Here is a 26845-nt window from a genome sequence, read left to right as displayed (position 1 = left end):
TGTCGGAAAGACGATTGGCTATCTAGGCGCGTGCCTGCGCCTTGGCAAGAGTGGGAAATGGGCTCAGCGCAGAGAATCTTCCAGCTATCCGGCGCAATTTTCACATGGGGGCTATGCATGGCCGCTCGCCGCCGATAGCAAGGCGCGCATAATTCTTGAGGGACGCGAGGGGATTTCGCTAATGTCTGCCACGAACGATCCAGCGCTGGAGCTGGTCACGAATATTGCCGATTTCCTGTGGGGCGGCTCCTGGGGCGGCGAGGCAATACTGCCTTTTCCGCCGCTAGCGCTCCTGCTGCTGGGTGGCGGGCTTTACATCATGATCGGCCTGCGCTTTTACCCGATCCTGAAACTGGGTAGCGCTTTCAAGGGCCTGTTCAAAGGCCGTAAAAGCGAAGGCGAAGGCGAGATCTCACCCTTTGCCGCGCTTTCGACAGCGCTTTCAGGCCAGGTCGGTACGGGTAACCTCGCCGGCGTCGCCTCGGCGATCGCGCTGGGCGGCCCGGGGGCGATCTTCTGGATGTGGATCACGGCGCTGGTCGGCATGGCGCTTGCCTTTGCCGAGGGCTCGCTGGCCATTCGCTTTCGTGAGAAGACGTCGGACGGTGTCTATCGCGGGGGCCCGATGACCTACATCATGATGGGGCTCGGTCCGAAGTATGCCTGGCTGGCAATCATCTTCTGTATCCTTCTGCTGTTTTCGGCGATGGTCACCGGCAATGCCATTCAGGCCAATGCCGTTGCCGACGGCCTGAAAGAGCTTTTCGGGATCACGGAGATTGTCGGCGGCATCATCGTCGCCATCGCGGTGTTCGCGGTGATCATCGGCGGCATTAAATCGATCGGCAGCGTGGCGGAAAAGGTCATTCCCTTCATGGCTGGCCTTTACCTCATCATCGCGTTGATCGTGTTGCTGATGAATGCGCCGCTGATCCCTGAGACTTTCGGCCTCATCTTCTACAGCGCGTTCAATCCGGCAGCGGCAACGGGCGGCTTCGCAGGGGCGCTGATGATCCTGGCCATTCGCGCAGGTGTTGCTCGCGGCCTGTTCTCCAACGAGGCAGGCCAGGGTTCGACCCCGATCGCTCACGCTGTCGCGCAGACCAATGACCCGGAACAGCAGGGCCGCATGGCGATGCTCGGCACGTTCATCGACACTATCGTTGTGTGCACCATGACGGCGCTGGTGATCCTGACTGTGCAGGGCAGTTTCCAGGTCGGTGGTGAAACGGGAAGCACCGAAATCGTCAGCTACACCTGGCAGACCGCGATGGAGCCTTTCTCCATGACTGCGACATCATTCGGCACGGCGCTTCCTTTCGAAATTGCGGGGACGCCGATCGGCACGATCATCGTCAGCCTTGTGCTGATCCTGTTTGTTTTCACGACCCTGCTGACGTGGAGCTATTACGGCGAACGAGCTATCACTTTCCTGTATGATCGCATCCCGGGCTCGACACGCGCAGGCGAGAAAAAGCTGCATATTGCATGGCGCGTTTTCTGGTGCCTGATCATCGTGGTCGGCGCCAGCCAGAAGTCGGACTTCGTCTGGCGTCTCGGAGACATCTCCAACGGATCGATGGTGGTGCCAAACCTGATCGCGCTGCTGCTGCTTTCGGGCGTGGTGTTCAAGCTCGCGAAGGGCGAGAAGGATGCCGGACACACGCACACGGTGGAGACGCCTGAAGAGCCGAACGAGTATTAATATGAATGGGGCCGCGCTGGTCGCGGCCATCGCCTTAACAAGACAAAGGGCCGGAGCGGCTTACCCTCGCTCCGGCCCTTTATTTTGCCTGAGAAAAAATCAGTAACGACCGAGCAGGCGATCGAGCCAGCTGGGTTCTTCCATCGGCAGGATCTTGCCGCGCGAAATCGTCGGCTGGTTCAGTCTCTCGGTCGAAATCGGTTCGTTCCAGGCATCACGCCTGCCCGATCTGAAAATTCTGCGCATCTAAGCCTCCGTAAAAGCCCATCCGCGAGAACAATGCCCAAGGATTATAGAAGGTTCCTGTGCTGGACCGAAGCCCATGTTTTGCCTCCGCGCGACCAGATCAGCCACACCAAAGCCAGCGATGCGAGCGGCATGAGATTGATGCCCAACGGCAATGCTGCCGCCCGCGTTGCATAGGGCGCAAAGAACAGCAGCACGAGCGCAAGTTTTTCGTATTCGCGAAATCCATCGCGCAGCCCCACATGCACCAGCCAGAGGATCGGCAGTATCAGGAATGGCAGGTCGTAATTGAAAAGGTATGGCGAGGTGAGCGCGGTCGCCGCCAACACCAACGCGCCGCTCGCCAGCGGATCGCCGCCAAAACGCTTCCATGACAGGAAAGCCAGCGCGATCATCACTAGTGCCACCGCTGCATTTACCGCCAGCGCCACGGGCATCGGCATGAACAGGCGCAGCTGGCTGTAAAAGGTCGCCATCCGCAGATAGAATTCCGGATCATCGCCGCGCATGATCGCCGCGCTCGCATTCCAGCTATCGGCGTAGCTCACCATGGTCGCCGTGCCGAAGACCATCCAGCTCAGCAGCAGAAGGCCAATCGCGCTCGCCCCGGCGGCGAAGAATGCGCGCCACTGTTGTGCTCCGGCCAACCAAAAGGGGATCAGGATCGCCAAATGCGGCTTGATCACCAATGCGCCAATCAGCGCGCCCGCCAGTATTGGGCGTTGCCCCAAAGCGGCGACAGCGCCCACCAGCAGGGCGCCGGTCAACAGCCCGGTCTGCGCATGACCCGCTGCAAGCAGTGCGCCGGGGAATACCAGCACTACCGGCCACAGACGCGGAAACGCTGTGATACTCGCCCAGGCCCACAGCGCGAATGTGATCGCCACCCAGGCGATCCATGCGAGCGGGAATGGTAGAGCTCCGAAAGGGGTCGCAGCAAAAAGAAATGGCGGCGGATTGACGAAGGCAAACCAGCCTTCGCTGCCCGTGCTCGTCTGCACCTGTTCCTGCGCGACCAAATGATATGCCAATGCCGGATCCCCACCGGCAGTGAGCCGCCCCGCTCCCCAAAAGGCGAGGAAATCGGTCCCACTAGGCCCCATGGCCTTGAGATACGAGTTCACCAGCAGAGCCAGCGAAGCAATGCCAAGGATCACCGCATACCCGCGCACGCGCTCAGGCGTGAGCCAGTCGGCTGTGCGGATGTGTTGGAAAAACGGCGCTCTCATTCGGGGTGGATTAGCGCAATATGGTTAACGGGGGATAGAAAGTAGCTGGATCACGTTTTTGTTTTTGCCTCAGACGCCGGCGGTCGCATCCGCTCCCTTAAGCTATCCTCGCCTGAATCCCTCCGCTTCGCTGCGGGGCGGCTGCGGGCGCGCACTCGCGCTTGCGGGCCTGCGGCCCGTGCTCCGCGATACCGATCGGCCGAAGCGCAAGAATCGCTGGCCGCAGGCTAGTGACAGCGAGCAAACGCGAAGCCCGCAGGTGCCGCGCAGGCGGACGAAGCCCGCCGGAGCGATCAGCACCGAGGACGAAAGCGCGGATGCGGTTTCGAAAAGAGAGATGGCAGGGGTGACAGGATTCGAACCCGTGGCCCTCGGTTTTGGAGACCGATGCTCTACCAGCTGAGCTACACCCCTGCATTCAGGAGCGCCGCCTCTAATATGCGAATTGCGCGATGGCAAGCGACGACATGCATTCGGCATGCTACAATCGCACAATGCACGCGCCTACCATACCGACAGCGCCGAAGATCATTCCGCCGGAAATCCTGCTGCTGGCCTATCGCAGCGGCGTCTTTCCGATGGCCGATTCGCGCGACGACACGGAGATTTTCTGGGTCGAACCGCGCAAGCGGGCAATCCTGCCCTTTGATGGCTTTCGCTGCTCGAAATCGCTTGCCAAATTGCTCAAGCAGGATCGCTTCACGATCCGGGTGAACGGCGATTTTGCCAGCGTCATTCGCGCCTGCGCGCAGCCACGCATCGACCATCCGGAAACCTGGATCAGCGAAGTGATCGAGGCGAGTTATTGCAACCTCAACGCGCTCGGCCATGCGCATTCGGTCGAGTGCTGGCAGGGTGAAGAATTGGTGGGCGGTCTTTACGGCGTTGCGTTCGACCGGGTGTTTTGCGGTGAAAGCATGTTTGCGCGCACCGCAAATGCCAGCAAGGTGGCGCTCGCTGCGCTTGTCGTGCTGATGCGGCGTGCGGAATACCAATTGCTCGATTGCCAATTCATCACCGATCACCTCGCTTCGCTGGGCGCGGTGGAGATCACGCGTGATGAGTATCAGGACAGACTGGCAGCGGCTGCTTCAGGGGTGCCGAAATATTCTTTGGCTGAAGCGCTGGAGCGCTTGCGTCAGGACGCCGCGACAGCTTCCTCTTCGCCGGGGAAGCTCATCGCGCAATCCTTGACCCAGACATCATAGACCGGGTGTTCGACCACATTCAGGCTTGGCGATTCCTTGAACAGCCAGCCTGAGAAGATGCGGTTCCACTGCGTGTCCTCGCCCGCTTCTTGCCGCTCATTCACGAAAACCTGAACGAATGCGCCAGTCATTTCAGGGGCTTCCCACGGCGCGGTGCGCTCACACGCAGCGAGCCGCACGATCACATCATCGAAACGGCGCGTTTCGCCCGGATACATTTCGATATCGCGTGTTTCATTATTGCGTTTGTTGACGAGGCCGATGGTGGCAAGCCGTTCTTCCATGGGCGTGCCGATGGCTTCGGGATTGCCGATCTGCGGCTCCGGCTCAGCCTGCAATTCTTCCGGGATTTCGGTCTGTTGCGTGTCGGGCTCAGGCGCATCGCCGCCGCAGGCCGAAAGCAGCGCTACTCCTGCCAGCAGGATTGCCGGACCAAGGGCGCGCCGTAAGACGATCACGCGTCTGGCGACCATGCTTCATAGTCACCGCGTGCCGGGGCACGCTTCCCGCCGCGCTCCAGCGCGCCTGCGGGCAGGTAACGCGCATCGGTACCAGTAGCATTGGGCGTGTAGTCGACTTCCCAAATCTTGGGCGGCGGCAGGTGGCTTTCGGGCAGCGCATCGTATGATCCGTGCAGCCAGCCGTGCCATTCGGCAGGCACGCGGCTTGAATCATTCGCGCCGTCATAGATGACCCAGCGGCGTTCCTGCTGGCCTTCCTTCACTTTCTTGGAGCGATAATATTTATTGCCCTGCGCATCGGTGCCGACATGCTCGCCATTACGGGCGCTCCACAGGATCGTGCCGATGGTGGCGCCTTCCCACCAGGTGAAGATTTTCATCAGAAAGTTCATGGGATGCGCGATTAGCGGATTCGGCTGGCGAGGCCAATAGACATTACCACTCCACCGTGTCGCCGGGCTCCAGCCCCAGTTCCTCGGCGCGGCCGGCGTTGAGTTCGAGCACGGCGATCGCCTCACCGTCCGATGTCACGGGCTCTTCATTATAAGGCTCACCCTGAGCGATATTGATTACCTGGTTGTTCTCATCGATGAAAATGAGGTCGAGCGGGATGAAGGTGTTGCGCATCCAGAAACTTTGCGGCTGCGGCGCATCATAGGTGAAGATCATGCCTTCATCGGGGCCCATTTCGTCGCGGAACATGAGGCCGCGCGATTGCGCCTCAGGCGTATTGGCGACTTCAGCCTGCACCACATGCGTGCCGTCGGATGTGTTGAGCGTGACCGGGATTATCTGCAGGCCGGAAACCGGATGCGTGTCCGCTGCCTGCTCCTCAACCGCGGGCGAAGCATTTTCCTGCGAAGACTCGCCTCCGCAAGCAGCAAGAGCCAGCGCCGCGAATGCCGCCAGAGCGCGCTTAGGAAAAACCGAACCCACCATCATTCTCCTCTTCGGCATCCTCCGCTTCGGACACCCAATCTGTCACTGCTGCTTCATCCGGCGCATCGATCACCGCGCGGGCGTGATCGAAGGAATGGCCTGCGCGCAGCATGGCCGCAATCTGTTTTTCGCGCTTATCCTTATCCGGCGGCTCGACTGCGAACGGACCAAAGCGCCGCCGCTGGGCCAGCCGCATGGCCGCTTGCCGCTTCGTCGCATCGCCGGGCCGCATCGATTCGCGAATGCCTTCGCCCACACCCGCCTGGCCGAGCGCTTGGTTGACCCGCCGCTCGCCATAGCCGCGCCGCAGAAGATCGCCCGTTTTCGCCCGCGCCCAAACCTCGTCATCGACATAGCCTTTATCGACGAAGCGGCGGACCAATGCGGGCACATCGGCCTCCCGATCATCCTCCCACCCGCGCTCGCGCAATTTGCGCGCAAGATAGCGTTCCAGCTTGGCTGCGGTGGTGGAAAACCGCGCGACATAGGACAGCGCCAGCTCCTCCATTGAGGCGGCTGAAAGCGGTTTTGGCGCCCGTCTCTTGCGCGTTCCCCCTTGTCGATTGCTGTCCATTGGCCTTATTCGTGCCACACTTCCCTTCAAATGGGAAAGTTTACGGCGTGGTAAGTGATACTTCCTCGCCGAATTTATATGTGGGAAGCGTCAACAAGGCGCGCTTTATATGAGGGTTCCCCATTACAGACATGACCGAGCTCACGCCGACGCCCAACGATTGTCCGCTGCCGCGCCGCCGATCCGATTTCGCCACGTTCAACGAGGCGATTGATTATGCTGCGCGTAGCGAAAAGGGTCTGAACTTCTACGATCCGCGCGCCACGCTGGAGCGGGTCTATCCCTATTCGCAGATGCGTGAAGACGCGCTGGTGCAGGCGCGCCGCCTTGCGGGCATGGGAATCAGCAAGGGGGACCGTGTCGCCCTGATCGCGGAAACCAGCCCTGAATTCGTCTCCGCCTTCTGCGCCTGCGTGCTCGCCGGGGCATGGCCGGTGCCGTTGCCGCTGCCGACCACTTTTGGCGGCAAGGATAGCTATATCGATCAGCTGGGCGTGCAGCTGTCCTCGAGCGATCCCGCCGTACTGCTGTTCCCCGCTGAAATCGACGAGATGGCGCGCGCCGCTGCTGACAAGCAGGGCTGCAAGGGCCTCAACTGGGATCAATTTGCAGAGCTGGATGCGTCCGATATCGAGCTGCCCGAAGCCGACCCGGACGACATCTGCTATCTGCAATACAGCTCCGGCTCGACCCGCTTTCCCACCGGTGTCGCGGTCACCCATCGCGCGCTGCTGCACAATCTTTATGGCCATGCCGCCAGCATGAATATCGGCGAAGGCGATCGCGGTGTCAGCTGGCTGCCCTTCTACCACGATATGGGTCTTGTCGGTTGCTTCCTCTCGATGGTGGGCAATCAGGTGAGCGCGGATTATCTGCGCACAGAGCATTTCGCCCGCCGCCCGCTTGCCTGGCTCGATCTGATCAGCCGAAACGAAGGCAATTCGATGAGCTACTCGCCCACTTTCGGCTATGACATTTGCGCCCGCCGCATTTCCAGCCAAAGCCATGTGGCGGACCGGTTCGACCTCTCCCGCTGGAGGCTTGCAGGCAATGGCGCAGACATGATCCGCCCCGATGTGATGCAGCAATTCGTCAACGCCTTTGCCGATGCGGGCTTCAAAGCTTCTGCTTTTACGCCGTCTTATGGCCTCGCTGAAGCGACGCTCGCCGTCACGGTGATGCCGCCGGGCGAAGGCATTCGCGTGGAACTGGTCGAGGAAGAGCGCCTGTCAGGCGGAAAGCGCGACCTCTCGCGCCCCGCGCGCTACCGCGCCATCGTCAATTGCGGCAAGCCGCTGCCCGACATGGATGTCGAAATCCGCGGAGAGAATGATGAGGTAAAAGGCGACCACCAGATCGGCAAGGTCTGGTGCCGCGGCCCCAGCGTCATGCACTCCTATTTCCGCGATCCGGGCGCGACCGAGGATTGCCTGGTGGACGGGTGGCTGGACACTGGTGACATGGGCTACATGGCCGATGGCTATCTGTTCATCGTCGGCCGTGCGAAAGACATGATCATCATCAACGGCAAGAACCACTGGCCGCAGGATATCGAATGGGCGGTGGAGCAATTGCCCGGCTTCAACCATGGCGACATCGCCGCCTTCTCGGTCGAAACCGACAATGGCGAAGAAGCACCCGCCGTGCTCGTCCATTGCCGCGTGAGCGATCCGGAAGAGCGCGTAAAACTGCGCAACGAAATCGCCGACAAGGTCCGCTCCGTCACCGGCATGAACTGCGTCGTCGAGCTGATCCCGCCCCGCACCCTGCCACGCACCAGCAGTGGCAAGCTGAGCAGGGCGAAAGCGAAAAAGCTGTACCTCTCAGGTGAAATCGCCCCGCTGGAGCTGGCGGCTTAACCCAACAGCAAAACGCCCAGCACATACAGCAGCGCCAGGAGGCTTACCGTCCATACGTAGGTGCGCACCTTCGGAATACCTGCCCAGTAGAGCGGAAGATACACCAGCCGCGCGCCGAGCCACACCCAGGCGGCGATGACTGTCCATTCGTTCGCCTTATCGGCCAGCACTATGCCCAGCAGCGCGATGATTGCGAGCGGAAGGGTTTCGCGGAAATTGTCTGACGCGCGCTGGAGCCGTCCGGCGATATCGTTGAGCGGCTCTGTATCTTCATCGCGCGCGCCCATGTTCCAGTCGACGCCATATTGCTTCGTCTTGTAATGGATCGCAGCGAAGATGTGGACGATTAGCAGCACGCCGGAAAGTGCAAGGACGGTAAGTTCGGCTGGCATGATTATTCCCCTGTCACCCATTCGACGTTGACGGTGCCATAGCCGGGACCGGTGACCTCTTCCATCATCGTTCGCTCTTCAGCCGAGAGGATCGTGCGCAGCATGGCGACGGAGTCGGCTGGTCCTGTTAGGCGGACGGGAATACTGGTGCGGTCCTGCGCCCAGCTCGCCACCAGAAGCGCGCGGCGCCCCTCTGCGGTGGGTCGCCACGCCGGACCATCGCCCTCGCCATCAGCCGCCACGCGCTCGAACGGGATGTCGGACAACGGGCGGACAGGGGGCGTAAAGCGGATGTCCCATTCGGGCTCGGTCGCATCGATGCGGCGCTCAAGCTCTGCATAGGTCGCCATGGTCGCCCCGGTCAGCGGGCGCGCGACAACGAGAGCGCGGCGCCGCTGACGATCAATCGTCACATCGTCCTCTGAAACTCCTGCAAGTAGCGCCAACCGGTCCGCAATATCTTTCATCTGCTCTGCCGCTTCGGCTTCACGTTGACGGGCAGCGGCGAGCTGAGCCTCCTCAGCTGCACCCTCGCTTGTGCCAACAGGTATCTGCGTCAGCGAGACATCGACGGCGCGGCCCAGCCGCTCTGTAATCGCGGTCTCGGCAAGGCCTTCGGCATTCGCAATCACTTCAGGTGTCAGTACGGTGGTGACGATCTGGATCGTCTCACCCTCATAATTGGGCTCCATCCTGTCGACGCGGGCGCGGCCATCGAAAATCTCGACTATCGCCGTATTCATCGTGCGCGTGGCGGCCGATTCCCAGACAATTTGGCGCAGTGAGAGGAACAGCGGGATTGCCAGCACAACGAAGGCGCTGAAAATCAGAAAAGCCTGCAACTGCGTCTGCTTGTCCGATAGGCTCGTCGAAAAACCGTATGCGCGCGCCATCGCCGTGGCGGTCAGCGCGATGGCGGTAAGGTTGGTGATGAACAGGAAGAGCGCGCCCCAGAAGACCGTGCCGTTCCACACCGCAAGGCCGAAACCGACCACGGCGAGCGGCGGCATCAAGGCGGTGGCAATCGCCACACCCACAATGGTGCCTTCGCGCCCGCGGATCATCGCGTAGGCACCCGCGACCGAGGAAAAAATTGCGACGCCCAGATCCAGCAAAGTCGGCCGGGTGCGCGCGGCAATTTCCGAGGTGATCTGCTGCACTGGCGAGAAAAACACGATGAGCGCGCAGAACAGGATGGCGAACAGCACCCCGACCGCCAAGGACTTGGCCGATTGCCGCAGCCATTGGAAATCGCCGATAGCAAGCGCAAAGCCAACGCCCATGATGGGGTCCATCAAGGGGCTCAGCAACATCGCGCCGATCACGACGGCAGTGGAGCCTTGCAACAGGCCGAGCACAGCGATGCCAGCGCTCATACAGGTCATCAGCAAATAGCGGGCCGACAGTGCACATTCCGCGCGGCGCTTTTCGATCACCGCAATCTGATCTACCGAGCCGCTGACATCCTTGCGCCACCAGCTGTTGAAATGGGTCAATATCTCGGCGAGATTGGCCTTGGCTTTTTGCAGCGGCTGCTCGGCCGCGTTCGCCTTCTCCGCCTCAGGTGCGTTTGGTGTTTGCATTGCAGCCTATTATCGCGGAAACTCCCTGTGACAAAGGTTGAAACACGTGTCTTGCATCATTAATACAGTGAAGTAGGAGCAGAGAGGGATTTTTGCCGCGATGGCCACGACGAACCAGACGACGACCAAAACCGAAAACGATTTTGACCTGACGCCGCCCGATCCGGTGCCGCATGTCGCGCCCGAACGGGCTGCCGGCCTCGTCCCCGTGGATGAAGAGCAGAAGAGCAAGCTGCAGCAAAAGGTCGATGGCTTTGTCGACGAACTGATCGCGCTCGATGCCAATTCTCCCGATTTCGGCAAGAAGGTCGATCAGATCACCAATATGGGGCGCAAGGAAATCATGGCGGCGAGCCAGATGTCCAATCGCTTCCTCGACCGCCCGGTGCGCGCGATGGATCAGGATTCGGGCGTTGGCGCAGACCTTGCCGAACTGCGCCGCACGGTCGAAGATCTCGATCCGGGTCGCAAGGGCAAGATGACCGGTCGCAAGCTCTTCGGCATCATCCCGTTCGGCAACAAGCTGAAAAACTATTTCGACGGCTACACATCTGCGCAGGGCCATATCCAGTCGATCCTCGCCCGGCTTTCCAGCGGCAAGGATGAGCTGATAATGGACAATGCCGCCATCGATGTGGAGCGCCAGAAGCTTTGGGAAGCCATGGGCAAGCTTGAGCAGATGATCCATATCGCCAAGACGCTGGATGGAGAGCTTGAGGAAAAGGCCGCAGAACTCGACGCGACCGATCCGGAAAAGGCCAAGGCTATCCGTGAAACCGCGCTGTTCTACGTTCGCCAACGCACGCAGGATCTGCTCACCCAGATGGCAGTGTCGGTGCAGGGCTATCTCGCGCTCGACCTCGTCAAAAAGAACAATGTCGAACTGGTGAAGGGCGTGGACCGCGCCAGCACGACGACTGTCGGTGCGCTGCGCACGGCGGTTACGGTGGCACAGGCGATGACGAACCAGAAACTGGTGCTGGGCCAGATTACCGCGCTCAACCAGACGACGGCGGGCATCATCGATTCCACCGGCGAAATGCTGCGCGAGAACACCGCCAAGATCCACGAGCAGGCCGCCAGCAGCACCATCCCGATGGAAACGCTGCAACGCGCCTTCCAGAACATTTACGACACGATGGACGAAGTCGACAGCTTCAAGATCCGCGCGCTCGACAGCATGAAGCAGACCGTGGATGTGCTTTCGACCGAAGTCGAGAAATCCAAGGGCTATATCGCCCGTGCCGAGGGGCAGGCGCAGGCTGCGCAGCAAGTGCAGGATAGCGGCCTGCTGACGCTGGAGTCGTAAAGAGAAGACGATGGACAAGGACCTTATCCGGTTCAGCGAACGCATCATGGACGATGCCCGCCGTGTGCTTGATGACAATCGCAAGGGTGGTCGGCACCGGCGCGATGGCAAGGACCTGGCCATCGATCTGGCAGGGCACGCCTTCAAAAAATCGATCGGCAGCCATTCCGTGCGGATGAAAGCCAAGCACTGGATCAAGAAATTGATCCGGGCTTTTGGTAGCGTGGGCGTTGTGATCGTAGGCGCCGTCGTGGTCGGCCTGCTGATGGGCGGGATTGATGTCATCGGCGTGATGATTGCCGGTCTTCTCGCCATGACGCTCTTTACGCTGTTTTTGGCTTTCCCAAGGATGAAGACACCGCAGCGCGTCGATCTACGCCGGACGCAGGACGCAAAGCGTCTTGTCGCCCAGACAGAGATTTGGCTGGAAAGCCAGCGAGCAAACTTGCCTGCCCCTGCGCAAAATATCGTCGGGACCATGGGACAGCAATTGGATGCGCTCGGCAAACAGCTGGTACATGTCGATCCCGATCATCCGGCGGCGGGCGAAGTGCGTAAGCTGGTGGGAGAGATCCTGCCCGAAACGATCGAAAGCTACACCCGCATCCCGGCCCATTTGCGCGGTGAGGAGCGCGCCGGATCGACGCCGGACAGGCAGCTCGTCAGCAGCCTTGGAAAGATTAGCAAGGAAATCGACAGCGTTACCCGCCAACTTGCCGAAGGGTCGCTCGACGCACTTGCCATCAAGGATCGCTACCTCGACTATCGCTATGGCGATGCCGATGGCAATCCGCTGGAAAATGGCGTGCCGCTTAATGAAGGATCGGGCGTTCCGCTTCCCGAGCTTGACCGATCCAAGGCGAAGCGCTGATGCGCGTTGCGATACCGCATAATCTGGGTCGGGAAGAAGTGCGCCGCCGCTTGCAGGCCAACAGCCACAAGATTGCCGACAATATACCGGGTGGCATGGCCGAGGTGACGACCAGCTGGCCGACGCAAGACCGCCTCGCTCTCTCTGTCAGCGCCATTGGTCAAGTGCTGAGCGGCACCATCGATATTGAGGACGAACAGGTGCTGTTCGAAATGACGCTGCCGCCAGCCCTCGGCTTTTTGAAGCCGATTGTCGAAGGCGCGATTGCCGATCAGGGTCCTCGCTTGCTTGAACCGCCGAAAGACTGAGCGCTCAGAGCTTGCGCTCTTTCTCCAGATAGCTTTCCGGAATGCGAAGGGCTTCGGTCGCTTCGCGTGTTTCGCGCAAAAACAGTACCAGCGCCCACATCAGCAGTCCGATCGCGAGAATGAAAGTGCCTGCCGCTATCGGATTGAGCCCGATATGCGCGAACTCCTCTGCAAATAGCAGCACCACGGTGACCCCGATAGCCAGCGCCGATTGCACAAGGACCCTCAGCGCGCTGCTGATGAGATCGATCCGGCGGTCAAGCTGGCGAATTTCGCGCACGACCATGTCATGCTCCGCGCCCTCGGTCTTTGCATGTAGCGCCTGCAGCTCGCGGCTGCGATCGACGACACGGCCAAGCCGCTGGGTCAACGTGGCGATGATCGTTCCGATAGCGACAAGCACGAAGACGGGCGCCAACGCCAACTGGATTGTCTGGGCGATCATTCCGCCGGATTCGATTGTCTGAATCATATGGAAGTTCCGAATTTTGCTGGACTTTTCCGGTGCAGTCAGCTTGTGTCCCATGCTTGGGCATATTTGCGTATAAGGTCGCTAATTCAGGTTTCCAGTGCAAGTGTGCCGTGCAGGAGAGAGAAGAGTTGTCCGGCACGGACCATACCACCACTTTGCGGCTTTTGTTGCGACAGGAAACGGCAAAGCACCACGCCGCCCTTGATGCGACGACCGACGCTGATGAACTGACCGATGCAGAGAGCTATGCCCGCTTTCTGACGCGTCAATATTGTGCGCGCCTGCCGATAGAGGAGTGGGTCGCGCGGGACTGTCCGTCCGACTTTTCTCCTCCTCAGGTCGCCCTTCTGATCGCTGCTGATCTCAGCGCCATGGGTCGGTCGGTCCCGGCACCCTCCCTGCGGTTCGAGCTGCCGAAAAGCAGCGATCCGATCGGCTTGGCATGGGCCATCGCCGGGTCGCACCTGGGCAATCGCATGATGCTGAAAACACTCAAAGATGCGTCATCAGGACTGCCGGACAGCTTCCTCGCGGATGAAACAATGCGACAATTCTGGCGCAGCCTACGCCCGCAGCTTGACCGCCCGATGTCCAAAGTCCATGCGCAACCTGCGATCACCGCTGCTTCATCGGTTTTTGCTCACTTTTTGACCATCTTTGCCGAGCAGGCAGAAAGCAAAGCGGCCGCATGAATGTTCACTCGCAACCAGTCGATCTGACCAGCTGCGATCGGGAGCCGATCCACCAGCTCGGCCATATTCAGGACTTCGGTGCTCTGATCGCTGTTACCGCCGATTGGAATGTCGCCTTTCGTTCGGCCAATCTAGATGAACTGCTGAGTCCGCGCAGCTCCATCGCCATCGGAGATCGGCTCTCCGACCATCTGAGCGCCGATGCGCTCGCCACACTTCGTGAACGCGTTGCGCACGCCCGTGAAATGGACGAGGTCGAGCGCATCTTCGGTGTGGATCTGCTCCACGATAATCGCATTTTCGATGTCGCGGTGCATGTCACCGGCACCTATATCGTGATCGAGCTGGAGCCGACGACACGTGACGGCGCGAGCCAGCAAACAAGCACGCTGCGTCCTGTCATGAGCCGGCTTGAGCGCATGTCGACCATCCCAGAGCTGTGCGAGGCCGCCGCGAAGGAGCTCAAGACCCTGCTCGGCTTCGATCGCGTCATGGTCTACCGCTTCCATCCCGATGAAAGCGGTGAAGTGATTGCCGAAGCGAAAGAACGCGAACTCGATGCCTTCCACGGCCTGCGCTATCCGGCGAGCGACATTCCCAAACAGGCCCGCCAGCTCTATCTGCGCAACCTGTTCCGCATCATCAGCGATGTCGATGCAACGCCTGTTCCGATCGAGCCCGCAACAACGCTAGACGGCGCGCCGATCGATCTGTCCATGAGCACGCTGCGCTCGGTGTCACCGATCCACATCCAATATCTGCACAACATGGGTGTGAAAGCGAGCGTGAGCGTATCCATTGTCGTGCGTGGCAAATTGTGGGGCCTGTTTGCCTGTCACAATTACTCGGCGAAAGTCCTGCCTTTCCCGGTTCGCACCATGGCCGAATTGTTTTCACAGCTGTTCTCCATGCAGCTTGATCTCGCCATCGCTTCGGCAGGGCACAAGGTGCGCGATCAAGCCCACAGCCTGCACGAAAAGCTGATGAGCGTGCTGGTTGGCGGTGGTTCGCTGTCGAAGAATCTCGGCTTGATCGAAGATTCGATCGAGAAGATCATTCCGCATGACGGGATGAGCGCCTATGTCGATGGCGAATATACCTCGCGCGGCCATGCGCCGAGCGAGAGCGAATTTGCGGCCATCATTCCTTCGCTCAACACGTCCTCTACCGGCAGTCTTGTTCACAATGATGCGCTTGCCGGGATCATTCCAGCCGCGGCAGCTTTTGCCGATAAGGCAACGGGCGCGCTGATCATTCCTGTCTCCCGTCGGCCCCGCGATTATGTCGTGCTGTGGCGGCGGGAAATGGCGCGGGTAGTGACATGGGCCGGAAATCCGCAAAAGCCTGTGCAAACGGGCCCAGATGGCGACCGGCTGACCCCGCGCGAAAGCTTTGCGGCGTGGAAGGAAGAAGTCAGCGGAAAATCCTCACCCTGGACCGAAGAAGAACTGCTGATTGCAGAAAACCTGCGCGTTACGCTGCTCGAAGTCATCCTGCGCATCACTGACGAGCAGATGCAGGAACGCACCCGCGCGCAGGAGCGACAGGAACTGCTGATCGCCGAGCTCAATCACCGCGTGCGCAATATTCTGACGCTGATCCGCAGCCTGATTGGGCAAAGCAAGAGCGAAGCGAACGACATTGGCCAGTTCGCAGACATGGTCGGCGGGCGCATTCGCGCGTTGGCACTGGCGCACGATCAGATTACCCGCAAGCAATGGTCTCCCGCTTCGCTGAAAGAGCTTATTCTGGCGGAGGCCGAAGCCTATCTGTCAGGAAAGGTCGACCGGGTGATTATCACCGGGCCGGACGCGCTGATTTCGCCCGAAGCCTTCACCGTGATGGCCCTCGTGATCCACGAGATGATGACCAATTCGGCCAAATATGGCTGCCTGTGCGATCGCAAGGGGCATTTGGAAATCGGGCTGGAATTTAATCGCCATACCGATTTGGAAATCCACTGGCGCGAAATTGGCGGGCCTCCGGTCAAGGCCCCAGAGCGGCGCGGTTTTGGCACTACGATAATCCAGAAATCGATTCCCTTTGAGCTCAAAGGGAGCGCGGATGTTCGTTACGAATTGTCAGGTGTAGAGGCCGATTTCATCATCCCATCCAATCTGGTTGAACCTTCGGAAAATGAAGCAGAGGAAGATGCAGACGATGCTGCCAATGATAATAAGGGAGCCTATCGGGTGAGCAAATCGGATCGGCGAGACGGCGTGCTGGTCGTGGAAGACAGCATGATCATCGCCATGGACGCAGAAGAAATGCTGTCCGACATGGGCTTTGCCAATATCAATGTCGCCGCCAGCTGCGCTTCGGCCCTCGATGTGCTGGGAAGCAGCTCTCCCGCTTTTGCCATGCTCGACTTCAATCTGGGAGACGAAACCAGTGAGCCTGTCGCGCAGGCTCTGAGCGAGCGCGGCATCCCGTTCTGGTTTGTCACCGGGTATGGCGAAGCGATGGAGAAGCTTTCCCGCACGGAAGCGCGCGGCGTCATCCAGAAACCTTACGCCAAATCCGATCTCGAAAAAATCGTCGCGGACCTGAAAAGCTAGGCGCGATTACTGGTTTTTCGCGCCCGGAAGCGAGCCAACTTTCTGTGCGCCAGCCATGGTGGTGACGAGCACATCATCGCCATCGACCACGATGGCCACATCGCTGAGGCCTATCACGGAAACGCGCGGCCCGTCGCTATCGACCAGCACATTGCTGCAATCGACCAGATCGGCCTTGCCGCGCACCCGGTTGCCCTGTTCATCAGCCTCGCGCGCATCGCGCAGCGAATGCCAGCTGCCGATATCGGACCAGCCCATGGAAACAGGCACCATGGCCGCGCGGGATGTCTCTTCCATCACTGCATAATCGACCGATTCAGACTGGATCTGGGCGAAGGCATCGGCCGCCGGATGGAATCGCGCGCCATCCTGCTTGCCCTCATACACGGACGCCCTGACCGCTGCCGCCAGCTCAGGACGATGCGCTTCAAGCTCGGCGATGAAAGCGCCAGCTCGGAAGGCGAAAATCCCGCCGTTCCAGCTATATCCGCCATCGGCGAGAAACTGCGTGGCGCGTTCAAGATCGGGCTTTTCGACGAATCGCCGGACAGCGAAGCCGCCCTCCAGCGCATCACCTTGAAGGATGTAGCCATAGCCCGTTTCAGGATGCGTCGGCGTGATGCCGAAAGCTACCATGTGATCGTCTCGCGCCAGCTTTGCCGCGGCCTGCGCTGCGGCCTGGAAAGCGGGCACATCGGCGATGTGATGGTCGCTGGGGCACACCAGCATCACCGCATCTTCCGGCAGTCGGAGCGCGGCGAGCGCAATCGCGGCGGCAGTGTTCTTAGCCTCCGGCTCGACGATGATTTGCGCATCGTCAGCAGACAGCTGCGCCTCGACGTGCGGCAGATGTGCTTTGCCGGTAACAACCACAGGCGGCGCGAATTGGGCAGGATCGCTCGCGCGGGCGAGCGTCTGCTCGAACAAAGTCGTCTCTCCTACCAGCGGCAGGAAAGGCTTGGGCTTGGACTTGCGACTGCGCGGCCAGAGGCGCGTTCCGCTGCCCCCGCACATGATAACGGGATGGATCAGGCTCATGCCGCTATCCTGTGTGGAAACGCGGCCAAGACTGCAAGTGCGAACTCTAGGATCGTGCGCGGAAATCCACGCGGTACCCGTATCGCGCTTCAACCGGAGTGCCCTCTGCCGTCGTCGCCGGATTGAAGCGGATGCGCTCGACCACCAGCGGGCAGACCTGTGCAGTGGTCGCGGCATCGACACTGCTGGACGCGACTGAGCAATTGCGCGCGCGGCCATCGGTGGTGACGGTGAAATGCACGGTCACCGATCCGCCGAAGCGCGCCTGCCTGCCACCTTCGGGCACGGGGAAATCGCGCGCTTCATTGAGCTCGCCGGAACGCACCGACGGCCCCACGGCGACTGCACCGCCGCTTCCCGATCCGCGCCTGCCGCTGCCCGTGCCATCGCCATTGCCGCCAGCGCCGGTGCCCTCGCCTTCGCGCCGTGCGCCCGAGGCATTGGCGGTGCCGGTGGAGGATGCGCGAGGGGCCGGGCTGGGGCGCGGGAGGGGCTGCTCGGGCGCGGTGACTTCCCGTGCCGTCGCTTCGCGGCCTTCTTCTCCGGCAGCGCCTTCATCGGGCTGGGGCGGCGCAATGCTGGGTTCGGCTTCGGGCTCCGCTGTGCGTACGGTGACGGTGACGATAGAGGTCGCCTGCTCGATCACATTGGCGGTGAATTCAGGCACCAGCGCGCGGGCGAGACCGTACAGCACCAGCAGGTGGAACAGCACGATGCCGACCACCAGCTTCCAGTCCAGCTTCTTGCGTTTGCCGAGAAATCCGGTTTCCGCCATTGCCCTTGTCTCCTCACGCACCTTTTCGCGCGCTCCCTTGCCTGACGCAAGCGTGGCAATTGTGTTCCGCTTTGCCTAGACATCGGCGCATGACGGCATCCTATCGCTTCGCCATAGATCGCGGCGGCACCTTTACCGATGTGGTGGCGCAGCTGCCCGATGGGCGGCTGGTGACAACCAAGCTGCTGTCCAGCAATCCGCAGCAATATCCCGACGCCGCGAGCGAAGCGGTGCGACGCGTGATGGAGGACTATGGAGAGGCTCCGATTGCAGAGCTGCGCATCGGCACAACGATTGCCACCAATGCCCTGCTGGAACGTCAGGGTGCGCGCGTTGCTCTCGCCATTACGCAGGGCCACCGCGATGCGCTGCGGATCGGCAACCAGTCGCGCCCGGACATTTTCGCGCGGCACATCGTGAAGCCCGAGCGGCTGGAGCAGCGCACGATCGAAATTACCGAGCGCCTAGGCGCTGACGGCGAAGTGCTGACGCCTCTCGATGAAGCGGCAGCAAGGCGCGACTTGCAGGCACTGCGCGATGAAGGTTTCGATGCGCTTGCTATCGTGCTGATGCACGGCTGGACCTACACCGATCATGAGAAACGCGTCGCAGCGATTGCGCGCGAGCTGGGCTTTACGCAGGTCAGCGCCAGTCATGAGGTGTCCCCGCTGATCCGCCTCGTCCCGCGTGGCGATACCAGCGTTGCCGACGCTTATCTCTCGCCCGTGATCCGCGATTATGTCGAACAATTGGCAGAGCGTTTACCAGATCACGGCAGTTTGCGCTTCATGCAATCCAATGGCGGCCTCGCCGATGCCCACGCCTTTCGCGGCAAGGATGCGGTGCTCTCCGGCCCGGCAGGCGGCGTTGTGGGCATGGCCCGGACGGCAGAGGCGCTCGGCTACACAAAGTTGATCGGCTTCGACATGGGCGGGACGAGCACCGATGTCTGCCATTATTCGGGCGAATATGAGCGCACCGGAGACAGCGTTGTCGCAGGCGTGCGCATCGCCGCGCCGATGATGCAGGTGCACACTGTGGCGGCGGGTGGAGGTTCCATCTGCCGCTTCGACGGTCAACGCCTGCGCGTCGGCCCGGAAAGCGCAGGCGCTGACCCCGGCCCCGCCTGCTATCGCAAAGGCGGCCCGCTGACGGTGACCGATTGCAATCTGGTTCTCGGCCGGATCGACCCCGAAGAATTCCCACACGTCTTCGGGCCGGATGGTGACCAGCCGATCGATCCCGAAGCATCGCGCGCGCGCTTGGCGGAGGTCGCGGAAACGCTGCCGGAGCCGATGGCGCTGGGCGAACTGGCAGAAGGTTTCCTCACCCTCGCCGTCGATGAAATGGCGAATGCCATCCGCAAGATCTCAACCGCCCGCGGGCATGACGTGACCACCCACGCCCTCGCGTGCTTCGGTGGAGCGGGAGGGCAATTCGCCTGCCGCGTGGCGGATGAGCTGGGGATGGAAACGGTGCTGGTGCACCCCTTCTCCGGCATTTTGAGCGCCTACGGCATCGGCCTCGCCCCGGTGATCGCCATGCGCGAAGCGGGCGTGGTGAAACCGCTGGCGGAGGATTTCTCAGCCGCGCTCGCCGGTTTGCAGGATGTCGCACGCGGTGACTTGCAGGCACAGGGGATCGCAGACGAGAACATCGCGCTCATCACCCGTCTGCGGCTGCGTTTCGATGGCAGCGATACGACGCTCGATCTGCCGCTGAGTGACGATGCGGACAGCACTTTCCGCGAAGAGCATCGCAAGCGCTTCGGCTGGTCCGACGAGGACGCACCGATCATCCTCGAAGCGCTGAGCGTTGAGGCGCAAGGGAGCAGCGGCGGGCTCGCCGCACGTGCTGAATGCGAGAACCGCGGTCAGCTTGCGCGCGGTGAGACCCTGTCAGGCCCCTCGCTGATCGCCGATCCCAGCGCCACGACAATCGTCGAAGAAGGGTGGAGCGCAAAGCTGGCCGAAGACGGCTCGATCATCCTCACCCGCACCGCAGAGCAGACGCGCGCTCCCGCTGCCGGAACGCAGGTGGACCCCGTCCGCCTCGCCATATTCAACAACGCCTTCATGGCGATTGCCGAAGAAATGGGTGTGGTGCTGGAAGCCACGGCCAGCTCGGTAAACATCAAGGAGCGGCTCGATTTTTCCTGCGCGCTTTTCGATGCGGAAGGATCGCTGATCGCCAATGCGCCGCATATACCTGTGCATCTGGGCAGCATGTCGGCAAGCATCCGCACGGTCATCGCCAATCGCGCAAACAGCCCGCGCGGCATTCGGCGCGGCGACGCCTATGCGGTGAATGATCCCTACAAAGGGGGCACCCATCTGCCCGATGTAACGGTCATCGTCCCGGTGTTCTGGAGCGAGAGCTCGCCCAATCCGCAGGCCTTCGTCGCCGCGCGCGGGCATCATGCCGATATCGGCGGGATAGCGCCCGGCTCCATGCCGCCGAACAGCCGGACGATTGATGATGAAGGCATTCGCCTCGACGACGTGCTGCTGGTCGATGAAGGGCGGTTCTGCGAAGCGGAGATGCGCGCATTGCTGGGGGCAGGCGAGCATCCGGCTCGCAATCCCGATCGCAATATCTCGGACCTGAAAGCCCAGCTTGCCGCCTGCGCACGGGGGAGCGATCTCCTGAGCAATGCCGCGAGCGAGCACGGCGGCGAGGTCATCACCGCCTATATGGGCCATGTCATGGATAATGGCGAAGCGGCGGTGCGCACTTTGCTGGAAAGCCTGCCCGAAGGCGAGTTCGCATACGCGATGGACAATGGCGCTGAGGTGCGCATGGGCGTCTCCATCGACCGTGAAAACCGCTCCGCAATCTTCGACTTTGCCGGCACCAGCGCGCAGCTAGGCGACAATTTCAATGCCCCCGCCTCCATCACCCGCGCCGCCGTGCTCTATGCGCTGCGCTGCCTTGTCGATGACGATGTGCCGCTCAATGACGGGTGCCTGCGGCCTGTAACCCTGCGCATTCCCGAAGGCTCCATGCTGTCCCCCAATCCGCCCGCTGCCATCGTCGCCGGGAATGTCGAGACGAGCCAGGTCGTCACCGATGCGGTGCTGGCGGCGTGCGGCGCGCTTGCCCCGGCGCAGGGCACGATGAACAATCTCACCTTCGGCAATGCCGAGCATCAGTATTACGAGACGATCTGCGGCGGATCGGGTGCGGGGCCGGATCATCCGGGCACCGATGCCGTGCAGACGCATATGACCAATTCGCGCCTCACCGATCCCGAAGTGCTCGAAGCGCGGTTGCCGGTGCGGGTCGATGCCTTTGCCATTCGCAGCGGCTCGGGCGGAAAAGGGGCTCAGCGCGGGGGAGAGGGGGTTGAACGCCGGCTTGCCTTCCGCGAAGCCATGCAGGTGCAAATGCTCGCCAATCGCCGGAAGATCGCTCCGCGCGGCATCAAAGGCGGCGAGGATGCAAAGCCGGGAGAGACCTTTGTGGAACATGCCGATGGCCGCGTGACTCAGCTTGGCGCGCAGGGATCTGCCGGAGTCGAACCGGGCGATGTGGTGGTTATCCGCACGCCGGGCGGCGGCGGGTATGGGAAAGCGCAATGAGCATCGATCCATCCATGGCCGGACGTTTCGCGCGCACGGCGCTTGGCCATGTCACACAGGAATATCCCAACAAGCTTGACCATGTGATGGCGAGCGATGCCGATGCGCAAAGCCCGCGGGCGCTGCACCCGGTATTTTTCGGCAGCTTCGACTGGCACAGCTGCGTTCACAGCTGGTGGCTGCTGCTGACGATCCGGCGGATTTATCCCGATTTGCCCGAAGTCCCGCAGATTACCGCGCTTGCGGACGAGCTTTTTACGGCTAAAAATTTCGCTGTCGAAACCGCCTATGCCAAGCGCCCGGAATCGCGCGGGTTCGAGCGGCCTTATGGCTGGGCATGGTATCTCAAGCTGCATCTGGAAGCATCGCAGGATCAGGCGAAGCCGTGGGCGCAGCATATGGAGCCGCTCGCACGCCAATTCGCCACCGGGTGGCGCGATTACCTGAAAGCCCTCGCCTATCCGATCCGCACCGGTGCGCATTTCAACACGGCTTTCGCCATGCGCCTGTCACTCGATTGGGCGGAGGTGTTCGATCCAGCGCTCGCCCGACTGATCGGCGATAGCGCCATGAGCTGGTTCGAGGGGCAGCGCGATGTCCGCCCGATCGAACCTTCGGGTGATGATTTCCTGTCCGGCACGCTCACCGTGGCGCAGCTGATGCGCAAAGTGGGCCGCGTGCCGTTCGCCGAATGGCTGGATGGCTACCTGCCCGATCTCGCGCAGGGCCACCCCGCCTGCCTGTTCGATCCCGTGGTTCCGCGCGACCGCAGCGATGGCAAGATGGCCCATCTCGACGGGTTCAACATTTCGCGCGCTTGGAGCTGGATTGAAATCGGCAAGGCCGCCAATTTGCCGCCCCGCGACGGCCCCCCTGAAATCGCGCTGTATAATGCCTCCATCGATCAGATTGATCAGGATTACATGTCGTCCCATTGGCTGGCGAGCTTCGCGTTGCTCACCATATTGGCTTATGAGGAAAGGCATTGATCATGACCGATACAGACATCGCTCTCCAGCAAGCCACGACGCAGGTAGAGGCAGCATCGGCCGATGCGGCAAAGCGCCCCACCATCGCCGGTTTCTTCGACGAAGCGACCAATACCATCAGCTATGTCGTCAGCGATCCCGCCACGAAAGAAGCGGCGGTGATCGATTCCGTGCTCGATTATCAGGCCGCATCGGGGCGCACGTCCTACGGCTCGGCTGACCGGATCATCGAATATGTCGAGGCGAACCGCCTCACCGTCATCTGGCATATCGAAACGCACGCCCATGCCGATCACATTTCGGCCGCGCCCTATTTGCAGGAAAAGCTCGGCGGAAAGCTTGGCATCGGCAAGGAAATCATCCGCGTGCAGGATGTTTTCGGCAAGCTCTTCAACGCCGGGACAGATTTCGAGCGGGACGGATCGCAATTCGATCACCTGTTCACCGATGGCGAGCATTTCAGCATTGGCGAACTCGAAGGCATAGTCCTGCATGTGCCCGGACACACGCCAGCAGACATGGCCTTCATCATCGGCGATGCGGCATTCGTGGGTGACACGCTGTTCATGCCCGACTTTGGCACCGCGCGCGCGGATTTTCCCGGCGGCGATGCGCGCCAGCTGTTCCGGTCGATCCGCCGCCTGCTGAAGCTTCCAGACGATACGCGGCTGTTCCTTTGCCATGATTACAAGGCGCCCGGGCGCGATGAATATGCGTGGGAAAGCACGGTCAAATTGCAGCGCGAGAACAATGTCCATGTGAAGGACGGCACTACCGAGGATGAGTTTGTCGCCATGCGCGCCGCGCGCGATGCGACGCTCGATATGCCGACGCTCATCCTGCCCAGCGTGCAGGTCAATATTCGCGGGGGTCGCCTTCCCGAGCCGGAGGAGAACGGGGTGAGCTACATCAAGATTCCCGTGAACGCGGTATGACGCTGCTCGCCTTCACCCTGCCCGGCTTTCCCGACGCAGCACCGCTGGCGGGTTTCGCTGGTGGCGCGCTGATCGGCATTGCGGCGGCCATCATGCTGCTGGGCCTTGGCCGGATCGCCGGTGTCTCCGGCATCGCTGCGAAAGCTGCGGGGCTCGGCGGCAGCGGCATGGACCGGATGAGCGCATGGGCCTTCGTGATCGGCCTGCCGCTTGGCGCACTCATCATCGCGCTGGCGAGCGGCGGGCTTGAGCCAAGCTTTGCCGGCCCCATCCCGCTGATCATCGCCGGATTGCTGGTGGGCGTGGGCACGCGCATTGGCAGCGGTTGCACCAGCGGGCACGGCGTATGCGGGATGAGCCGCCTGTCGGTTCGCTCGATCGTCGCAACGCTTACTTTCATGGCGACGGGGATCGCCACGGTGGCGATAATGAACACCACGGGGCTGGAGGTGCTGTCATGAGCGCGCGGGCCATCACGGCATTGATCGGTGGGACGGTGTTCGGCGCTGGCCTTGCCCTTGGCGGAATGACCGATCCGGCACGTGTGCGCGGTTTTCTCGATCTCTTCGGCGATTGGGACCCGACCCTTGCCTTCGTCATGGGCGGCGCGCTGATCGTCATGGCGATTGCGTGGCGTATCGTTCCCGGCATGGCGCGGCCGCTGTTCGAAGACGGCTTCCACGTCCCCACCCGCAGCGACCTGGACGTAAAGCTGATTGGCGGCGCAGCGCTGTTCGGTATTGGCTGGGGCGTTGCAGGCCTGTGCCCTGGTCCCGGCTTTGCCGCGCTCGCCATCGCCCCTGCCGATGCCGCAATCTTTGTAGCCGCGATGATGGCAGGCATGCTGCTGGTGCGTTTCACCGAAAGGAAAAGCTGATGGATATTCGCAAAGTCGATGATCGTTTCGCGGTCGCGCCGCAGGTGCAGGCAGAAGACATGCAGGCGCTCGCCGATGCGGGTTACACCGACGTGATGTGCAATCGCCCCGATGGCGAAGAACCCGGCCAGCCGCCGCTTGACGAGCTGAAAGCCGCAGCCGAAGCAGCCGGCCTCACCTTCCACCACGTGCCCGTATCAGGAGGCCATTTCCCCGAAGAGGCGCTCGAAGAATTCGCCCGTATTCGCCGCGAAGCCGATGGCCCGCTCCTCGCCTATTGCCGGAGCGGAACGCGCTGCATGACGATGGAGACGATTTCAAACCCGATGGGCCTGTCAGTCGATGAGCGCCTGACCCGCGCGGCGGAGGCGGGATATGACCTGTCCTCCCTGCGCTTCTATCTGAGCAAAGGCGATGCGTCGTAAGTCGGAGCGCCTTACAGGCGTGGCAATTTAACAGACATTTGGCGGCGCGGCGCCGAGTTAGCAGCGCTCGTAATAGAAAGGGTCGTATCCCTCGATCCTTTCGGTAATGAAGTTCCCATCGGCGCTCAGCTCATAGCGAGTCGTAACAGCTGGCAGAGCTTCGCCATTTGAGCGCGTATGCTGGCCGGTCATTTCGTAGGTATTCGCGTCTATCCGGCGAACATTGGTGAACCGTGTGATGCCATAGCTGAATTCACGCGTATTGGCCGTAATTATCGAAATGTCGCCCATTCCGGGTTCGCAAGGAAACTCGTTGCCACCCTCAATCGTATCGTCCCATTCGCCGTGGAAAGCAGCAGGCAAGCCGCCGCCCTGTTGCACGACTTCGGTCGCTGGCTGTGCCGGTACGGCGCCGCAGCGTTCCATCCACATGCTGGACGCATCGGGCGAACTCATAACCAGCATGTCCGGGCCGGCAACGCTCAGGCCGAAGCGGTAATCTGCCTCCGGCATTTGCGGATTGCTGACACGATCGAATTCGACCACGCCATCATCCAGCACTTCCATTTTGGACAATGGCGGTTGGTCATCGCCCACGCCGACTTCGGTCGCGTTAATGATAAGTGGGCTAGAGCAATCGCCATAGAAACCCCAGGAACCGTGAAACTCTGCAGGGATGGTAACAGCGGGCGCCTCCGTTGCAGCCTGCTGCTCCGCTGCGGCCATCGCGCCAGCCATGCCGTCGGCTGTTTCGTCCGCCGCGCTGATATCGGCCTCACCGCAGGCCGCCACGGCCAGTGCTGCTGCAATGCCGAGTGGCAGGAATTTCACTTTGCACATGGAACACCCCCTGATTGCCCTTTGCATATTCTGAGATAGGTAGGAGGGTTTTGTCCAGTGGACGCGAAATGCATCGCTTAGTCATCCGAAATCAGCGCTTCGGCCTCGATCTCCACCAGCCAATCTTCACGGCAAAGCCACGCCACGCCCACCATGGTCGCAGCAGGCCGCGCATCGCCAAAATGCTGCTTGTGGACTTCGCCCACAGCTGCCTGGTCGCTTGGCGACACAAGGAACATGCGTGTGCGCACGACATCGACCGCGCTGCCGCCGAGGTCTTCGATCGCTTTCACGATGAGGCGGCAGCAGCGATCCGCCTGCGCGGCGGCATCACCCGGAGTGGTTGAACCATCCTCCTCGATCGGACCTGTGCCCGCGACCACGATCCGATTGCCGTCCTTCACCGCGCGGGTGAAGCCGAATTGCTGTTCGTAAGGTGATCCTGATGTGGCGTGGCGACGCATGCTATCTTTCCCCTCGCTATCAAGAGCAGCGTTTGCGCGGCACTCCGTCGAAGCCATCTTCCTCCGTGCCCGATACGATCAGGAATTGGCCGCTGGAATCCATCTCAAACCGGAAAGTCGTGTCCCAGGTCTCACCTTCGCCGCTCATCGCGACGGTGACGAGCCTGTCACCATTGCTTTCGCGCTCGATATTCACGATGTCTCCGCCGGATTCGTAGAATTCCAGACGATCGCCGGAAATTTCCAGCCGCATGTCGGACATCGGATCACACATGCCTTCGACATAGTCCCACACGCCGTGATAAGTCGGATCGAGCGTGTCGGCCGTCGCAAGCTGCGGCGGCTCCGCGCTTTCCATTTTTGGCGATTCATAAACCTGCGGCGTCGCCATTTCGGCTTCGCCCGCAGCCTCTTCGCTCGCCTCCGGATCAATCTCCGCCTCGCCGGAGCACGCGGATAACGCCAGCGCCGCAGCGACAGCAGTCACAGAAAATTGAATTCGCATATTTCCCCCC

The 26845-nt window shown here is 61.3% G+C and carries 28 protein-coding genes and 1 tRNA gene; 14 read left to right on the top strand and 15 right to left on the bottom strand.

The window, feature by feature from the left end:
* The first annotated feature begins 181 nt into the window (after window positions 1-181).
* Window positions 182-1705 carry an alanine/glycine:cation symporter family protein gene (locus I5L03_RS03965; RefSeq protein ID WP_197920400.1) on the top strand — a complete coding sequence of 508 codons (1524 nt, stop codon included), beginning with the start codon at window positions 182-184 and terminating at the stop codon, window positions 1703-1705.
* Between the two features lie 99 nt (window positions 1706-1804).
* Here the strand turns inward: I5L03_RS03965 and I5L03_RS03960 are convergent, their stop codons facing one another.
* The 3 genes from I5L03_RS03960 to I5L03_RS03950 all read right to left on the bottom strand — a co-directional run bounded on the left by I5L03_RS03960 (window position 1805) and on the right by I5L03_RS03950 (window position 3594).
* Window positions 1805-1951, bottom strand: a complete 147-nt coding sequence (locus I5L03_RS03960) for a hypothetical protein (protein ID WP_197920399.1) — start codon at window positions 1949-1951, stop codon at window positions 1805-1807.
* Between the two features lie 44 nt (window positions 1952-1995).
* On the bottom strand, window positions 1996-3180 hold the full coding sequence (locus tag I5L03_RS03955; RefSeq protein ID WP_197920398.1) for a glycosyltransferase family 87 protein: 1185 nt from the start codon (window positions 3178-3180) through the stop codon (window positions 1996-1998).
* Window positions 3181-3518: 338 nt separating this feature from the next.
* Window positions 3519-3594: transfer RNA gene (locus I5L03_RS03950), tRNA-Trp, on the bottom strand.
* Window positions 3595-3674: 80 nt separating this feature from the next.
* Here I5L03_RS03950 and aat point away from each other — a divergent pair.
* The gene (aat, locus tag I5L03_RS03945; protein WP_197920721.1) at window positions 3675-4388 is read left to right on the top strand and encodes a leucyl/phenylalanyl-tRNA--protein transferase; all 714 of its coding nucleotides are present in this window, start codon (window positions 3675-3677) and stop codon (window positions 4386-4388) included.
* On the opposite strand, the gene I5L03_RS03940 is transcribed toward aat, so the two are convergent.
* Genes I5L03_RS03940 through I5L03_RS03925 form a run of 4 tightly spaced genes read right to left on the bottom strand, consistent with a single transcriptional unit; the run spans window position 4319 to window position 6296 of the window.
* On the bottom strand, window positions 4319-4861 hold the full coding sequence (locus I5L03_RS03940) for a DUF2155 domain-containing protein (protein ID WP_197920397.1): 543 nt from the start codon (window positions 4859-4861) through the stop codon (window positions 4319-4321). The genes aat and I5L03_RS03940 overlap by 70 nt on opposite strands.
* On the bottom strand, window positions 4843-5241 hold the full coding sequence (locus I5L03_RS03935) for an NADH:ubiquinone oxidoreductase subunit NDUFA12 (protein ID WP_197920396.1): 399 nt from the start codon (window positions 5239-5241) through the stop codon (window positions 4843-4845). Before I5L03_RS03935 ends, I5L03_RS03940 begins: the two co-directional genes overlap by 19 nt.
* Before the next feature lie 43 nt (window positions 5242-5284).
* Window positions 5285-5791: a DUF192 domain-containing protein gene (locus tag I5L03_RS03930; RefSeq protein ID WP_197920395.1), complete on the bottom strand. Its 507-nt coding sequence runs from the start codon at window positions 5789-5791 to the stop codon at window positions 5285-5287.
* Complete coding sequence (locus I5L03_RS03925; RefSeq protein WP_234035010.1) at window positions 5766-6296, bottom strand: regulatory protein RecX; 531 nt, start codon at window positions 6294-6296, stop codon at window positions 5766-5768. Before I5L03_RS03925 ends, I5L03_RS03930 begins: the two co-directional genes overlap by 26 nt.
* Window positions 6297-6493: 197 nt before the next feature.
* Between I5L03_RS03925 and I5L03_RS03920 the strand changes: the two genes are divergently transcribed.
* Window positions 6494-8221 carry a fatty acyl-AMP ligase gene (locus I5L03_RS03920; RefSeq protein ID WP_197920393.1) on the top strand — a complete coding sequence of 576 codons (1728 nt, stop codon included), beginning with the start codon at window positions 6494-6496 and terminating at the stop codon, window positions 8219-8221.
* On the opposite strand, the gene I5L03_RS03915 is transcribed toward I5L03_RS03920, so the two are convergent.
* A complete protein-coding gene (locus tag I5L03_RS03915) occupies window positions 8218-8613 on the bottom strand; it encodes an MAPEG family protein (RefSeq protein ID WP_197920392.1) in 396 nt (131 codons plus the stop codon). The two genes, I5L03_RS03920 and I5L03_RS03915, sit on opposite strands and share 4 nt — an antisense overlap.
* 2 nt (window positions 8614-8615) lie before the next feature.
* Window positions 8616-10196 (bottom strand): TIGR00341 family protein, encoded by a 1581-nt coding sequence (locus I5L03_RS03910; RefSeq protein WP_197920391.1) that lies wholly within the window; start codon window positions 10194-10196, stop codon window positions 8616-8618.
* Window positions 10197-10296: 100 nt separating this feature from the next.
* Here I5L03_RS03910 and I5L03_RS03905 point away from each other — a divergent pair, with 100 nt between their 5' ends.
* The 3 genes from I5L03_RS03905 to I5L03_RS03895 are packed head-to-tail and all read left to right on the top strand — an operon-like array spanning window position 10297 to window position 12684.
* On the top strand, window positions 10297-11505 hold the full coding sequence (locus I5L03_RS03905; protein ID WP_197920389.1) for a toxic anion resistance protein: 1209 nt from the start codon (window positions 10297-10299) through the stop codon (window positions 11503-11505).
* Window positions 11506-11515: 10 nt separating this feature from the next.
* Window positions 11516-12376 carry a hypothetical protein gene (locus I5L03_RS03900; protein WP_197920387.1) on the top strand — a complete coding sequence of 287 codons (861 nt, stop codon included), beginning with the start codon at window positions 11516-11518 and terminating at the stop codon, window positions 12374-12376.
* Window positions 12376-12684, top strand: coding sequence for a polyhydroxyalkanoic acid system family protein (locus I5L03_RS03895; RefSeq protein ID WP_197920385.1), 309 nt, complete (start codon window positions 12376-12378; stop codon window positions 12682-12684). The genes I5L03_RS03900 and I5L03_RS03895 overlap by 1 nt, the downstream gene beginning before the upstream one ends.
* 4 nt (window positions 12685-12688) lie before the next feature.
* On the opposite strand, the gene I5L03_RS03890 is transcribed toward I5L03_RS03895, so the two are convergent.
* On the bottom strand, window positions 12689-13156 hold the full coding sequence (locus I5L03_RS03890) for a DUF2721 domain-containing protein (RefSeq protein ID WP_234035009.1): 468 nt from the start codon (window positions 13154-13156) through the stop codon (window positions 12689-12691).
* 56 nt (window positions 13157-13212) lie between these two features.
* On the opposite strand from I5L03_RS03890, the gene I5L03_RS03885 reads away from it, so the two are divergent.
* A complete protein-coding gene (locus tag I5L03_RS03885; RefSeq protein ID WP_197920383.1) occupies window positions 13213-13848 on the top strand; it encodes a biliverdin-producing heme oxygenase in 636 nt (211 codons plus the stop codon).
* Window positions 13845-16406 carry an HWE histidine kinase domain-containing protein gene (locus I5L03_RS03880; protein WP_197920381.1) on the top strand — a complete coding sequence of 854 codons (2562 nt, stop codon included), beginning with the start codon at window positions 13845-13847 and terminating at the stop codon, window positions 16404-16406. The genes I5L03_RS03885 and I5L03_RS03880 overlap by 4 nt, the downstream gene beginning before the upstream one ends.
* A gap of 6 nt (window positions 16407-16412) precedes the next feature.
* Here the strand turns inward: I5L03_RS03880 and I5L03_RS03875 are convergent, their stop codons facing one another.
* Window positions 16413-17444: a mannose-1-phosphate guanylyltransferase gene (locus I5L03_RS03875; RefSeq protein ID WP_197920375.1), complete on the bottom strand. Its 1032-nt coding sequence runs from the start codon at window positions 17442-17444 to the stop codon at window positions 16413-16415.
* Window positions 17445-17490: 46 nt separating this feature from the next.
* Window positions 17491-18219: a TonB family protein gene (locus I5L03_RS03870; protein WP_197920373.1), complete on the bottom strand. Its 729-nt coding sequence runs from the start codon at window positions 18217-18219 to the stop codon at window positions 17491-17493.
* Window positions 18220-18308: 89 nt separating this feature from the next.
* Between I5L03_RS03870 and I5L03_RS03865 the strand changes: the two genes are divergently transcribed.
* Genes I5L03_RS03865 through I5L03_RS03840 form a run of 6 tightly spaced genes read left to right on the top strand, consistent with a single transcriptional unit; the run spans window position 18309 to window position 25026 of the window.
* Complete coding sequence (locus I5L03_RS03865) at window positions 18309-21800, top strand: hydantoinase B/oxoprolinase family protein (protein WP_197920371.1); 3492 nt, start codon at window positions 18309-18311, stop codon at window positions 21798-21800.
* Entirely contained in the window at window positions 21797-22789 is a 993-nt protein-coding gene (locus tag I5L03_RS03860; RefSeq protein ID WP_197920370.1) for a DUF2891 domain-containing protein, read from the top strand. Before I5L03_RS03865 ends, I5L03_RS03860 begins: the two co-directional genes overlap by 4 nt.
* Window positions 22790-22791: 2 nt before the next feature.
* Entirely contained in the window at window positions 22792-23724 is a 933-nt protein-coding gene (locus tag I5L03_RS03855) for an MBL fold metallo-hydrolase (protein ID WP_197920368.1), read from the top strand.
* Window positions 23721-24185 carry a YeeE/YedE family protein gene (locus I5L03_RS03850; RefSeq protein ID WP_197920366.1) on the top strand — a complete coding sequence of 155 codons (465 nt, stop codon included), beginning with the start codon at window positions 23721-23723 and terminating at the stop codon, window positions 24183-24185. Before I5L03_RS03855 ends, I5L03_RS03850 begins: the two co-directional genes overlap by 4 nt.
* Window positions 24182-24601, top strand: a complete 420-nt coding sequence (locus I5L03_RS03845; protein WP_197920363.1) for a DUF6691 family protein — start codon at window positions 24182-24184, stop codon at window positions 24599-24601. The genes I5L03_RS03850 and I5L03_RS03845 overlap by 4 nt, the downstream gene beginning before the upstream one ends.
* Window positions 24601-25026: a TIGR01244 family sulfur transferase gene (locus I5L03_RS03840; RefSeq protein WP_197920362.1), complete on the top strand. Its 426-nt coding sequence runs from the start codon at window positions 24601-24603 to the stop codon at window positions 25024-25026. The genes I5L03_RS03845 and I5L03_RS03840 overlap by 1 nt, the downstream gene beginning before the upstream one ends.
* Window positions 25027-25083: 57 nt before the next feature.
* Here the strand turns inward: I5L03_RS03840 and I5L03_RS03835 are convergent, their stop codons facing one another.
* From I5L03_RS03835 to I5L03_RS03825, 3 genes are all read right to left on the bottom strand, one after another.
* Window positions 25084-25866 (bottom strand): hypothetical protein, encoded by a 783-nt coding sequence (locus I5L03_RS03835; protein WP_197920360.1) that lies wholly within the window; start codon window positions 25864-25866, stop codon window positions 25084-25086.
* Between the two features lie 77 nt (window positions 25867-25943).
* A complete protein-coding gene (locus tag I5L03_RS03830; RefSeq protein ID WP_197920358.1) occupies window positions 25944-26330 on the bottom strand; it encodes a RidA family protein in 387 nt (128 codons plus the stop codon).
* Between the two features lie 19 nt (window positions 26331-26349).
* Entirely contained in the window at window positions 26350-26817 is a 468-nt protein-coding gene (locus tag I5L03_RS03825; protein WP_197920357.1) for a hypothetical protein, read from the bottom strand.
* Window positions 26818-26845 lie beyond the last annotated feature (28 nt).

Origin of the sequence: Aurantiacibacter sediminis (genome assembly GCF_016019885.1) — a bacterium.
In the GTDB taxonomy this organism is placed as follows: domain Bacteria; phylum Pseudomonadota; class Alphaproteobacteria; order Sphingomonadales; family Sphingomonadaceae; genus Alteraurantiacibacter; species Alteraurantiacibacter sediminis.
This window is presented reverse-complemented; position numbering and strand designations above follow the sequence as displayed.